Raw genomic sequence first — 13,599 nt, 5'->3', positions numbered from 1 at the left:
AATACCTCAGAAATACATGAACCACTTTTGTTACGTTTAATAAACTGATCAGAGAGTGAGTGAAGTTAAATGGGGTGAAGTAATGGGAATCATTCGAACAGAGCAATGGTTAGAGGAGGAGATTGACAGACCCGTTAAGATTTGTAAAAGATTAGAGCCATATTTTAAAAAACAAACCGCAAAGGAAATTTATAATCAATTGATGGGTTTTGGGATGTATCGGCCGTCTAGGGCCGCAAGGAACAATCTTGTTCAGATGAAGGAACAAAAAGCATGGGATAAAGTAGAGCGTCTATTTAATAAATATAAACATAAATGGAATGGCCCTGACATACCAATTTTTCTCTTTCCAGTAGCACAGTCAGGAGGTTTTTTTATCAGAGAAGCTAAAAGCAAGGCTGGTGTTTCGTTCCCTGATAAAATGTTTCTTTTTCTCTCTACTTATGATGACCCAAAAGAAGTAGAGGCACTTTTGATTCATGAATACCACCACGTCTGCCGGCTTAGGTTGTTAGATAAAAGGCTGGAAGACTATACTTTGCTTGATTCCATTATCATAGAAGGACTGGCAGAATATGCAGTTTTAAAAAATTGTGGACGGGAATATTTAGCTCCATGGTGCCGTATTTATAAAGAAAAGGAGTTATTAAATTTTTGGGAGAAATATTTGAAAGAACAGCTAAACACAAAAAAACATGAAAAGAAACACGATGAATTACTTTATGGAGGAGGAAGACTGCCAAATCTATTAGGTTATGCTGCAGGATATCATTTGATTGAACATTTTTACAAAAACAATAATTATTCTACAAAACTATCTTTTATAAATCCTGCAATAAAATATCTAGAATACTATAATAAGACCTTCGAAAAAAGCCAGTGAAATAAGGCTTTTTTTAATGATGAAATAACATATATTAGAAATTGTGCAAAAAAATCTTGCAATTGTAACAATTCTGTAATAGAATTTTATTGAATATATAGAATAAACTGAATAATTAAAAAAAGTTGGAAGGTGTACTATGAGCGCAAAAAAATCGCTGCACAAAGAGGCACCATTGCTTGAAGTGAAAAATTTACAGACCGCTTTTGATATTGACGGAACTGATTATAATGCAGTAGAAAATGTTTCGTTCAATGTAATGCCAGGGGAAATTATCGGTATTGTTGGAGAATCTGGTTGTGGTAAGTCTGTTTTGAGCCTTTCGATTATGAAGTTACTCCCGAAAGGAAGTGGAAAAATAAAATCAGGTGAAGTCATTTTTGATGGAGTAAATCTTGAGAAAATGTCCGAATCACAAATCAATAAAATCCGTGGGAAAGACGTCTCCATGATTTTCCAAGAACCAATGACCTCATTAAATCCAGTCTTTACAATTGGATATCAACTCCAAGAAGTCCTTTTTAACCATACAAAGATTACTAAAAAAGAGGCTCGGTTAAAATCGATCGCCTTATTGAAAAGTGTTGGAATCTCCCGGCCAGAAAAACTCGTTGATGAGTATCCGCACCAATTATCAGGCGGGATGAGACAACGCGTCATGATCGCCATTGCCATTGCTTGTCAGCCTAGATTATTAATTGCTGATGAGCCAACCACTGCCCTCGATGTTACCGTTCAAGCCCAAATTCTCGAACTTTTAAAAGATATACAAGCCGTAAATGATATGTCTGTTATTTTGATTACACATGATTTGGGTGTAATTGCTGAAATGTGTGACGAAGTAATGGTGATGTATGCTGGAAGGATTGTAGAACGGACCGATGTGGATACACTTTTCCATAATCCTAAACATCCATATACAGGTTTGCTCTTAGGGGCAATCCCGAAATTGGATGGACAAGAAGAACGGTTAAGTTCGATTAAAGGTATCGTCCCATCGCTTATAAATATGCCGAAAACTGGCTGCCGATTTGCCCATCGATGTCCAAACGCCATGCCTGAATGCACTAAAATTACCCCTTTGCTTGAAGATGTTGAACAAGGCCATGAGGTTGCCTGTTTGCTCTTTGAAACTAGCAAGCCAAGGGAAGGGGTGAAAAAATGAGTACCATTTATATACATAAAAAGGAAGTCCATTCTTCCTCTCAATCTGAAAATCTATTAGAGATTAAAAATCTTAAAACCTATTACCCAGTCAAAGGTGGGTTCTTCAAGCGCACTATTGGAAATGTAAAAGCGGTAGATAATATCTCTTTTGAGATAAAAAAAGGAGAAACTCTTGGACTAGTAGGTGAATCCGGATGTGGCAAATCTACGGCAGGGAGAACCATTCTTCGTTTACTTAAACCAACGGGGGGACAAATTCTCTTTAATGGAAAAGACATTACCAAAGTAACTGGTAAATCACTTCGAGAGATTCGCAAAGATATGCAGATGGTCTTTCAGGATCCCTATGCTTCCTTGAATCCCATGCAAATGGTTGGAGATATAATTGCAGAACCCATTTATAATTTTTCAAAAAAAGATAAAGCTGAGTTAAAACGGGAAGTCATGGATTTGTTAGATAAAGTAGGCTTGCCGCCCGATGCCTATTACAAGTATGCCCACGAATTTTCTGGGGGACAGCGCCAAAGAATTGGAATAGCAAGAGCTCTAGCATTAAAACCCAAATTAATTATCGCCGATGAACCGGTTTCAGCACTAGACGTGTCCGTCCAATCACAGGTATTAAACCTGTTAAAGGACTTACAGGAAGAATTTGATCTTACTTTTCTTTTCATTGCGCATGACTTAAGTGTTGTTAAACACATGAGTGACCGAATAGGTGTTATGTACTTAGGGAATATGGTTGAGGTTTCGGATAAAGACAACCTATACGCTAAACCTCTCCATCCATATACACAGGCATTAATTTCAGCTATTCCAACTCCAGATCCCAGGGTGAAAAGGGAGCGGGTCATTTTAAAAGGTGATGTGCCAAGCCCTATCAGTCCTCCATCTGGATGCACATTCCATCCCCGCTGCCCAATGGCAATGGAGGAATGTTCTAAAAGTAAGCCAGTATTAAAGGAGGTGAAGCCCTCTCATCGAGTAGCTTGCCACCTTTACTAGAAAAGTGAAAGTGACTAGGGGCTGGAGCTAGTCTGTTGCAAAAGGATAAATATAAAACAATTAGGGGGGAAACAAATGAAGAAGAGAAGTATGCTTATGTTAGCAGCATTAATGCTGGTTCTGTCCGCATTTTTAGCAGCTTGCAGCGGCGGTGAAAAAGCGGGTACAAAGAAAAATGAAAATGAAGGTAAAAGCGGCGAAACAGCCGGAAAACCACAGGATGGCGGTACACTAGTCTATGCATTGGATTCAGCACCTGAAGGTAAATTCAACTACTCTTTTTATGGTACACAAACTGATGCATATGTAATTGATTTCTTTGATGAAAACTTAATTGATTATGATGAGAACCTAAAGGCACAACCACATATCGCCTCATGGAAAACAGCAGACAATAAAGTGTTTGACTTCGAAATCAAACAAGGTGTTAAATGGCACAACGGGGACGAATTATCAGTTAAGGACTGGGAATTCGCTTTGAAAGTTGTTGCTGACAAGGATTATGAAGGTCCGCGCTTTGATAACGTAAGAAACATTATGGGTGCACAAGATTATCATGATGGTAAAGCAAAGGAAATCGCTGGTATTAAAGTAGTCGACGATTACCACATTCAAATTACATTCGATAAGGCCCGTGTAAACAACTTGGATAATCTTTGGACATACCCTATGAACCGTACAGCATTTAAAGGAATTGCTGTAAAAGATATGATGGGGTCTGAACAGGTTCGTACAAAGCCAGTTGGTTTAGGACCATTTAAAGTTTCTAAAATTATCCCCGGTGAATCAGTTGAAATGGAGCGCTTTGATGATTACTTCGGAGGCAAACCGCATATCGAAAAAGTCGTTGTTAAAGTGATCGACCCATCTCTTTCTGTAGGAGAACTTAAAAACGGAACGCTTGATATGACTTCTTTCCATCCTAGTATTATTGATCAAGTTAAAGCGCTGGATAATGTAAACGCAGTAACTTATCCTGGCGTAAGCTATTACTATGTTGGTTTCAGATTAGGTACTTGGGATGGCGAGAAAAATGTCATGAACGAACCAAAATACCAAGAGAAAAAGCTTCGTGAAGCAATGTATTATGCAATCAATCGTGAGGAATGGGTTAAGGCGTTCTTCTTTGGTGTAGGTAAACCTGTGAACCGTCCAATCCCGACAAACCATTGGATTGCAGCACCTAATGAAGATTTAGAGCAATACAAATATGATCCGGAAAAAGCTAAATCACTATTAGATGAAGCAGGCTACAAAGACATTGATGGCGATGGATTCCGTGAAGATCCAAACGGTAAGAAATTCGTTGTAAACTTCAGCCACTATGCAACGGATAACCCAACTTTTGAATCTCGTGCCAAAGCAATGACTCAATATTGGGAAGCTGTTGGATTGAAAACTAAATTAACGATGACTGACGTAAATCTTTACTATGAAATGCTTGAAAAAGCGGACAAATCAATGGAAGTATTCTTCGGAGGCTGGTCAACTGGTGCAGATCCAGATCCAACGCCACTTTGGGGCTCAAAAGCACTTTGGAACTATCCACGCTGGGTAAATGCGGACAGTGATAAATTGTTGGATCAAGCACTTGATATCAGTGTTGTTGGAACAGATAACGAAAAACGTAAGGATCTTTATGTACAATGGCAAAAACTATTCATGCAAGATCTTCCCGTATTACCAATTGCTGAACTAGAAGAAACAATGGCTGTTAGCAAGCGAGTTCAGGAAGTTAAATTTGACGTATCTGGTATGAACCGTCCAAACGAATGGTGGATAAAACAATAGTACAGTTTTCTAAAAAGTTAATACAATTTGTTTTAAGGGCTTACTAATACTGACAACTCAATTTTGAACTTCAAATGGGAGAAGGCTTTGCTTCTCCCATTTGAACAAATTAGTCGAGATATACAGCTTGTGGTTACCAAAGCTTATAGACAAGGAGAATGCACATGTTGAAATATGCATTTCGTAGAATATTGGGAATGATTCCAATGTTACTCCTTACTTCCATAGTAGTGTTTTCCTTGGCAAAATTCATGCCGGGGGATTCTCTTAGTGGAGAGATTGATCCAAGAAATACAAATCCAGAATACATCGCAGAAATGCGTGAGAAATTGGGATACAATGATCCGATGCCTCAGCAGTATTTCCGTTGGATTAGTGGTTTCGTGGAGGGGGATTTTGGGAAATCAACACGATTCAAAATTGCTGTATCTGAGGTTATTGGAGAACGTCTCCCTAACACCATACTATTAGGCATTTCAGCTATCTTAATAACATACGTCCTTGCATTTTTTATGGGTTCATATGCAGGTCGAAAGCCGTATACCTTAATGGATAACCTAATAGGAGGATTAAACTACATAGGCTTGGCAATTCCATCCTTTATTGCAGGGGTATTCGCCATCTTTTTCTTTTCATTTAAGTTAGGCTGGTTTCCATCTAATGGCTCAGTAGACATTGGTGTTACAGATGGAACCTTAGAATGGTGGCTAAGCCGTTTTCACCATGTTTTTTTACCAGCTATCGTACTTGGATTATTAAGTACAGCAAGTTATACACAATTTTTACGTAACGATATTATTGAAAATAGTCGTAAAGATTATGTTCGTACTGCTCGTGCAAAAGGGACTCCGGAAAGTAAGATATACAATGTTCATATTTTAAGAAACTCAATTATCCCACTTATAACCTTTTTAGGCTTTGATATTGTTGCCATTATTAGTGGTGCTATTATCACCGAGACGATTTTTACATATCCAGGTCTTGGACAATTATTCCTGCAGTCTGTCGGGACAAGAGATTATCCAGTATTAATGACATTGACCATGTTTTTCTCTTTCTTAACACTTATCGGCAATTTAGTAGCGGATGTATTATATGGTGTTGTAGATCCGAGAATTAGGCTAGATTAGGGGGAGAAAAAATGAAAGTCGTAACACAATACGAAAAAAATGTTATCGTAACACCCCCGAAAAAAAGTTTATCTCCTTTTGCCATTGCTCGGAAGAAATTTGTAAAAAATAAATTAGCAATGGTCAGCTTTACCTTTTTATTAATTGTTACTATTGTTTCGATACTAGCTCCTTTTATTACCACTGCAGATATTACGAGAATTAATATTGGCCAAATGTCGTTAGAACCATCGGGTGATCATTGGCTTGGAACGGATAAAGCCGGGCGGGATGTTTTTACGAGATTACTCTATGGGGGCCGCATATCGTTATTAGTTGGAATGAGTTGTACATTATTTGTCATTTTACTTGGAACATTGATCGGCTCTATTTCAGGTTATTTTGGTGGAGCAGTAGATAGTATATTAATGAGATTTACTGATTTTATCTTAAACTTTCCATTTCTAGTATTTGTAATAGTCCTTAATGCCATTCTTTTTGGAAAAGTAAATGGGTTATGGGTATTAATCGGAACCATTAGCTTGTTAAGCTGGGGGGGAATCGCCCGGATTGTCCGTAGTAAAATCCTCGCTGAAAAAGAAAATGAATATATTACGGCAGCTATTTCAATTGGTTGTTCACCAGCCAAAGTAATTATGAAACATCTATTACCAAACATTTTATCTACTATTATCGTGCAAGCGACGATTACATTTGCGACAATGATTGTCGCTGAAACAGGATTAAGTTTTCTTGGCTTTGGTGTCCCTCAGGAAATTCCAAGTTGGGGAAATATGTTGAATTCGGCAAACGAGCCGGATGTTCTCCAATTTAAGCTTTGGATATGGGTACCGCCGGCATTAATTATAACGATTACTATTTTATCGATAAACTTTATCGGAGAAGGACTAAAGGATGCTTTCAATCCAAAATCAAAAAGATAAAATCTGCCATTAATGTGGTAGATTTTTTTGTTATTCTCTTCATTCTGGAATAACCAATATCATATACCCATATACATTAAGATATATAATAGGACAAGTGCTAAAAAATTAGGTCAATCATTGAAATTGGAGCAAAATATATATAAAGGAATAATTTAACTAAGGTCTGCCCATACTGATTTACAAACAGTTTCTTGAAGTGAGGGGTTGTAAAATGTTGTATCTTCATGATGTATGGGTAAATTGGTTTGAAGGGGAAGAAAACGGTTATAATGTATGTCACTTTCATGAATGGCGTAAGGATGACGGGGTGGAACTGTTAGATCAGGTACCACTGATAAAAGTTGAGCCTGTTTTGTTTAAGTACATTGAAAACGATTTGTCGGAATTACCTCAACAACTTCTAGATGATATTTATCAGAAAGCCTATTTAAGAAAAAACCATGAAAGAGTTCAACTTGACTATTGCTTCGTGGTAACGGATGGAATTGGGATCTTAGCAATTGATACCATAGGCTATAATATCCCGATTCGAAAAAGTCGGTTAATTCCTAGACAAGAGCAATTGGTGTACGAAATGATTGCCCAACACGAGGCTACTAAATATCATTTTTATGAGCAGGAAAAAATGAAGGACTATCATATTCTCTCACCTGAACCAGAACTAATGAGAGGTTTAACAAGAAAAGAGCGTCAATTAAAACAACTGTTATTTATGGCTTTAGATCAATTGCTCTCATCTAGTAATGAAGCAGAAGTTAGATATTGGTATACCGAATGGTGCCCGGAGCATTATTCAACCATTCAAGAATTAAATTTTGAAGCTGCATGGGAACAATTGTTTGAGGAAACAAAGTATGGGTGGTCTAAGCGACATGAGACATTTTGTGAAAATTTAATAAAAGGACAGCCGTTTTTTGAAAAGCTTTGGGAAATGGAGCACGGTCCGAAAGTAAATTAAAAGCCTGACCCAAAAGATATGTATTCCATATCTTTTGTGGGTCAGGCTTTTTGTTGTTATCTTTTTTTTCTACCAAGTCCCATTGCATTTTCCATTTTTTTAAGAGTTCTAGCTGCCACTAGATTTGCCTTTTCTGCACCTTCATCTAGAATCCGGTCGAGTTCTGATGATTCGAGTAAATCATAGTATTTTTCTTGGATAGGCTGAAAGAAATTTACGACGACATCTGCTAAATCGCCTTTAAAATCACCATATCCTTTCCCTTCATACATTCCTTCAATTTCTGTTATTGATTTACCACCTAGGATAGAATAAATCGATAATAAGTTAGATATACCAGGTTTGTTTAATTTATCGAATTTAACAATTCCTTCTGAATCGGTGACAGCACTCTTAATTTTCTTCTCAATCTGTTTCGGGTCATCTAATGGTGTAATAATTGCCTTTTTATTTGGATCTGATTTGCTCATTTTTTTTGTTGGTTCTTGCAATGACATAATTCTAGCACCAATTTTAGGAATACTAATCTCAGGGATAGTTAATATGTCCCTGTATTTTTTATTAAATCTTTCAGCTAAATCCCGTGTTAATTCTAAATGTTGCTTTTGATCTTCACCTACAGGTACAAGATTCGTGTTATATAAGAGGATATCTGCAGCCATGAGTGGCGGGTAAGTTAAAAGACTTGCCTGCACAGCCTCTTTACCAATAGATTTATCCTTAAATTGTGTCATTCTTTCAAGTTCACCAATATAGGCAACACATTGCATAATCCATCCTGCCTGTGCGTGAGCAGGGACCTCTGATTGGATAAATAAAGTAGCTTTTTCTGGATCAATTCCAACTGCTAGATACAATGCCGCTAAACTTCGAATATTTTTGCGAAGTGTTATTGGATCCTGTGGAACCGTAACGGCATGCTGGTCAACGATACAAAAGAAACAATTGTATTCGTTTTGCATTTCAACAAACTGTTTTAATGCCCCGATATAGTTACCAAGTGTTATTGTTCCACTCGGCTGAATACCAGAAAAAATCGTTTTCATGATTAATTTCCTCCTAAAAATATATAAAAAAAAACCATTCATCCCCATAAAACTAATAGGGACGAATGGTTCCGCGGTACCACCCTAAATTACTCAATAAAGAGTCACTCAATTCCACAATCATCCACAATGACGATCAGGAGTCCTTTTAACGCAAGGAAAACGTCAAATCCTACTTTTATATGTTCAGACAGAGGCTCCAAAGTCCATTCCGTATTTATTCGTGTTTGTTTACACCAGCCACAAACTCTCTGAAACGAAGGAAAATACGTACTACTCTTTATCATAGCCTGTTAAGCAACTATACAATTGTTCTTATTATAAATGAACTGTATATTTAATTTCAAGTCCGTAAAAAATAATATAGGCAACAGGAGATTAACATCAGTAGACCGTTAGCTAATCCATGAAATAGAAGGGGTGATGGATTGAATGTAATGAGCTCTGATAATGCAGGAATATCTTCCAACCTTCTATTGTTTTGCCCTCTTGAAAAAGCCAAATTAAATGATTTACCAATGGCATCGTAAAAGCCAGAATTTATCGTATAAAGTAGTAAGGATGTAAGAAGAAGCAGAGAAGAAACATAAAACGATATATCGATATAACTAAATAATGAAAATCCTTTTTTTGAAAATGAAGAAATTATTAGTATAAGCAACTGTGTTAGTGCCAATATTAAAAGTCTTTTCCTTAATCTGTAATTCACAGTATAACCTCCAAAACATAGATTTAATAAGGGTAGACACTTAATATTATACAAATAAATTATTATAAGTGTAAATTATAACACAGGAATTTGTAACGAATACGTAACGAATGTTTCAATCCTGTAAATAAAATTCTAAAAAATAATGTACAATTAATTTAAAATATGTATAATAGAGAATGTAGTAATTTTTCAGAATAATAGAAAAGGGAGGTCTACTAGTGAAGAAATCAAAACTTTCACTACTTTTAGTACTATCACTAGTTCTAAGCATGTTTCTAGCAGCATGTTCAGGCGGAGACAAGAATGAAGGCAAGGAAAAGAATGAAGGCAAAACTGGTGCTGATGAAACTGCTTTAGCTGATGAGCAAGTTCTAAATGTTCTTGAGTCTGCAGAAATTCCTTCTATGGACAGTGTAATGTCTCAAGACGCATTAAGTTTTACAACACTTAATGCAACAAACGAAGGTCTATATCGCTTAGATCCAGACCAAAAAGTTATCCCTGGCGTTGCTGAGGGTGCACCAACTTACAATGATGACAAAACTGTTATTACAATTAAATTAAAACAAGATACAAAATGGTCTAATGGTGACCCTGTTACTGCACATGACTTTGTGTTTGCATGGCAACGTGCAATTAATCCGAAAGTTGCTTCTCCATACGGTGCATACTTTATGGAAGGAAAAATCAAAAATGCATCTGAAATTGTTGCTGGTAAAGCAAAAGTGGAAGATTTAGGTATTAAAGCATTAGATGATTATACTGTCGAAATCACTTTAGTGAGAGCGCTTCCATACATCGAATCTTACCTAACATTCCCATTGTTCTACCCACAAAACAAAAAGTTTGTTGAAGCAGAAGGCACTAACTATGCGAAAGATGCTACTCACCTACTTTACAATGGTCCATTTAAAATGACTAAGTGGGATGGTCCTACTGGTACTGAGTGGGTATTAGAAAAGAATGCTGATTATGTAAATGCAAAAGACGTTACTTTAGAAAAAATTAACTTTAACGTTTCTAAAGATCCACAAGCATCTGCAAACGCATATACTGCTGGTGAAGCTGATATCACACCGAAGCTTGCACAAGCTGCAATCCTTTCTCAATTTGAAGGACAAAAAGATTTACTTCGCTACCAAGAGCCATCTATTTGGTGGTTAAAAATGAACGAAAAGAACAAAGCGTTGAAGAATGTTAATATCCGTAAAGCAATTGCTTTATCTGTTGACAAAAAAGCTTTAACAGAAGATGTATTAGCAAACGGATCTATCCCTGCTGATTTCCTAGTACCAAAAGGTTTCTCATTCTTAGACGGTAAAGATTTCCGTGATACTGCAGGAACTTACCTAAGTGCTAATAAAGAAGAAGCTAAAAAGCTTTGGGAACAAGGTCTTAAAGAAACTGGACTTAAAGAAGTTAAATTTACTTATGTAGGTCAAGATACTGAAACTTCAAAAGTAACTGACGCATTCATTAAAGATCAGTTAGAGAAAAACTTACCAGGATTAAAAATTACAATCGAAGCAGTTCCTTTCAAAATTCGTATCGCTCGTGAAGATGCTATGGATTATGATTTATTAATGGGTGGTTGGGGACCTGACTACGCTGACCCAATGACTTACATGGATCTATGGGTTACTAACGGCGGACAAAACCACATGAACTACAGCAATCCTGAATTTGATAAGTTAATTAAATCAGCTAGTGAAGAACTTGTAGCTAAGCCACAAGATCGTTGGAAAGCTCTTCAAGATGCAGAAAAAATCTTGTTAGAAGATGATGCGGCAATCGCACCACTTTACCAACGTTCAGTTAACCTTCTAATCAATCCTAAGGTTCAAGGTTTTGCTCACCATGCATTTGGTCCTGACTATAGTTACCAGTGGATTAAAATCACAAAATAGTAACTATAACTAATCAAATAAAAAGAGAGTATATTTACCAATATACTCTCTTTTTACCTGTATGAGAATTGTCGTAAGATGTCGAAAATTCAATTAATTAGGAGGTGTAGGCATGGTCAAATATATACTAAAACGTGTTGGCTATATGATTATTACACTTTTTGTCGTAACATCGCTTACCTTTTTCCTCATGAAGCTAATTCCAGGTAGTCCCTTTAATAATTTCGAAAAGCTATCTGAAGTTCAGCGTACTATTTTGCTAGATAAATATGGCTTGAATGACCCCCTGCCTGTTCAATATTTTAACTATATGGTGAGCTTGGTAAAAGGGGATTTAGGAGTTTCTTTCCAATTTGATAATACCCCTGTGACAGAACTTATTGCTAATCGACTTGGACCTTCTGCACAATTAGGTTTTCAAGCAATGGTTGTAGGTTCAATTTTAGGTATCTTATTAGGTGTAGTTGCAGCTCTAAAGCAAAACACTTGGATAGATTACGGTTCAACATTTATCGCAGTAGTTGGTAAATCTGTACCATCATTTATTTTTGCTGGATTAATGCAATATTTTATTTCGGTTAAATTAGGCTGGCTTCCGGTAATGTTATGGAAAGGACCTGAATATACAATCCTTCCTACTATTGCACTTGCGATGTTCCCAATCTCAATTGCAGCGCGTTTTATGCGTACTGAAATGGTTGAGGTTTTAGGAACTGATTATATTACTTTGGCGAGAGCTAAAGGTGCGAGCCGCTGGCAGATTAGCTTTAAGCATGCTTTGAGAAATGCCTTAATTCCTGTTGTAACTGTCTTAGGACCATTAGCTGTTAGCTTAATGACTGGGTCACTTGTTATTGAGCAAATTTTTGGAATCCCAGGAATTGGTGAGCAGTTCGTTAAATCGATTAATATGAATGATTATCCCGTTATTATGGGAACTAACATATTATTTGCTGTATTATTTATCGTAGTTATCTTAATTGTTGATATTCTTTATGGAATCATCGACCCACGTATTCGTGTATCGGGGGGGAAAACAAAATGAGCAACAAAGACATAACAATTTCAAAGGATATGTTTGCTCCTGTCCATATTGATCCATCAAAAAGTGAAAAAATTGCTAAACCAAGTTTAAATTTCTGGCAGGATTCATGGCTAAGAGTCCGGAAAAATAAAGGTGCTGTGGTCAGCATGATAATCCTGGTTATTATGATTATCATGGCCTTTGTTGGACCAATGATTACGCCATATTCCTACGATACGCAAAACACGAAACATAATAATTTGCCACCGCGAATTCAAGGTTTAGAGGATGTTCACTGGCTTCCGTTTGATGGTACCTTGTCAAGAAGAGATGGTATCGAATATAACGCTTATGAAGTTCGTAAGGTGGATGCCTATTATTGGTTTGGTACCGATAATTTAGGCCGAGACCAATTTGCACGTGTTTGGAAAGGTACACAAGTATCGTTATTTATCGCTTTTATGGCTGCGTTAATTGATATGGCTATTGGAGTTGCATATGGAGCCATCTCAGGTTATTTAGGTGGTCGTATAGATAGTGTAATGCAGAGGATCATAGAGGTTATAGTTGGTATACCGAACCTGATTGTTGTTGTATTGATGATTCTCGTGTTAAAACCCGGTATTATCCCAATTATTCTCGCCTTAACCATTACGGGATGGACAAGTATGGCCCGTGTGGTACGTGCGCAAGTATTAAAATTTAAAGGCCAAGAATTTGTTCTGGCAGCTAAAACCTTAGGTGCTTCAAATTCGTCTATTATTTTTAAACACATGATTCCGAATATGTTTGGTGTAATTATTATTAATACGATGTTTTCCATCCCGAATGCAATTTTCTTTGAAGCATTTCTAAGTTTTATCGGGTTAGGATTACAGGAACCTCATGCATCTTTAGGAACATTAGTCAATTCAGGATTTAAATCAATGATTGCTTTTCCGTATCAAATGATTATTCCTTCTATTATGATTGCATTAATCATGGTATGCTTCAACCTTGTTGCAGACGGATTACGTGATGCGTTGGATCCAAAAATGCGTGATTAGAAGG

Annotated in this window: 11 protein-coding genes and 1 other annotated feature; of the genes, 10 read left to right on the top strand and 1 reads right to left on the bottom strand. The window is 36.8% G+C overall.

Going from position 1 to position 13,599, the window contains the following annotated elements:
• The first annotated feature begins 256 nt into the window (after positions 1–256).
• The 7 genes from J7E66_RS09930 (at position 257) to J7E66_RS09900 (ending at position 7,860) form a co-directional block, all read left to right on the top strand.
• The gene (locus tag J7E66_RS09930; RefSeq protein ID WP_251032855.1) at positions 257–883 is read left to right on the top strand and encodes a DUF2268 domain-containing putative Zn-dependent protease; all 627 of its coding nucleotides are present in this window, start codon (positions 257–259) and stop codon (positions 881–883) included.
• Between the two features lie 139 nt (positions 884–1,022).
• Complete coding sequence (locus J7E66_RS09925) at positions 1,023–2,048, top strand: ABC transporter ATP-binding protein (RefSeq protein WP_214999638.1); 1,026 nt, start codon at positions 1,023–1,025, stop codon at positions 2,046–2,048.
• Complete coding sequence (locus tag J7E66_RS09920) at positions 2,045–3,055, top strand: ABC transporter ATP-binding protein (RefSeq protein WP_214999636.1); 1,011 nt, start codon at positions 2,045–2,047, stop codon at positions 3,053–3,055. Before J7E66_RS09925 ends, J7E66_RS09920 begins: the two co-directional genes overlap by 4 nt.
• Before the next feature lie 75 nt (positions 3,056–3,130).
• Entirely contained in the window at positions 3,131–4,846 is a 1,716-nt protein-coding gene (gene opp4A, locus J7E66_RS09915) for an oligopeptide ABC transporter substrate-binding protein (RefSeq protein WP_214999634.1), read from the top strand.
• Between the two features lie 164 nt (positions 4,847–5,010).
• Positions 5,011–5,976 carry an oligopeptide ABC transporter permease gene (opp4B, locus tag J7E66_RS09910; protein WP_214999632.1) on the top strand — a complete coding sequence of 322 codons (966 nt, stop codon included), beginning with the start codon at positions 5,011–5,013 and terminating at the stop codon, positions 5,974–5,976.
• Between the two features lie 11 nt (positions 5,977–5,987).
• A complete protein-coding gene (gene opp4C, locus J7E66_RS09905; protein WP_214999630.1) occupies positions 5,988–6,899 on the top strand; it encodes an oligopeptide ABC transporter permease in 912 nt (303 codons plus the stop codon).
• 214 nt (positions 6,900–7,113) lie between these two features.
• On the top strand, positions 7,114–7,860 hold the full coding sequence (locus J7E66_RS09900; RefSeq protein ID WP_168242495.1) for a YjbA family protein: 747 nt from the start codon (positions 7,114–7,116) through the stop codon (positions 7,858–7,860).
• 56 nt (positions 7,861–7,916) lie between these two features.
• Here J7E66_RS09900 and trpS read toward each other — a convergent pair whose 3' ends face one another.
• Positions 7,917–8,909, bottom strand: coding sequence for a tryptophan--tRNA ligase (gene trpS, locus J7E66_RS09895; RefSeq protein WP_214999993.1), 993 nt, complete (start codon positions 8,907–8,909; stop codon positions 7,917–7,919).
• 51 nt (positions 8,910–8,960) lie between these two features.
• Positions 8,961–9,202 (bottom strand) — a binding site (T-box leader).
• A 634-nt stretch (positions 9,203–9,836) separates the two neighbouring features.
• Here trpS and J7E66_RS09885 point away from each other — a divergent pair.
• The 3 genes from J7E66_RS09885 (at position 9,837) to opp3C (ending at position 13,595) form a co-directional block, all read left to right on the top strand.
• A complete protein-coding gene (locus J7E66_RS09885; RefSeq protein WP_214999626.1) occupies positions 9,837–11,525 on the top strand; it encodes a peptide ABC transporter substrate-binding protein in 1,689 nt (562 codons plus the stop codon).
• Between the two features lie 112 nt (positions 11,526–11,637).
• A complete protein-coding gene (gene opp3b / locus J7E66_RS09880; RefSeq protein WP_214999624.1) occupies positions 11,638–12,570 on the top strand; it encodes an oligopeptide ABC transporter permease in 933 nt (310 codons plus the stop codon).
• Complete coding sequence (gene opp3C, locus J7E66_RS09875) at positions 12,567–13,595, top strand: oligopeptide ABC transporter permease (protein WP_214999622.1); 1,029 nt, start codon at positions 12,567–12,569, stop codon at positions 13,593–13,595. The genes opp3b and opp3C overlap by 4 nt, the downstream gene beginning before the upstream one ends.
• Positions 13,596–13,599: the final 4 nt, after the last annotated feature.

Source organism: Bacillus sp. ISL-7, from assembly GCF_018613065.1.
This window is presented reverse-complemented; position numbering and strand designations above follow the sequence as displayed.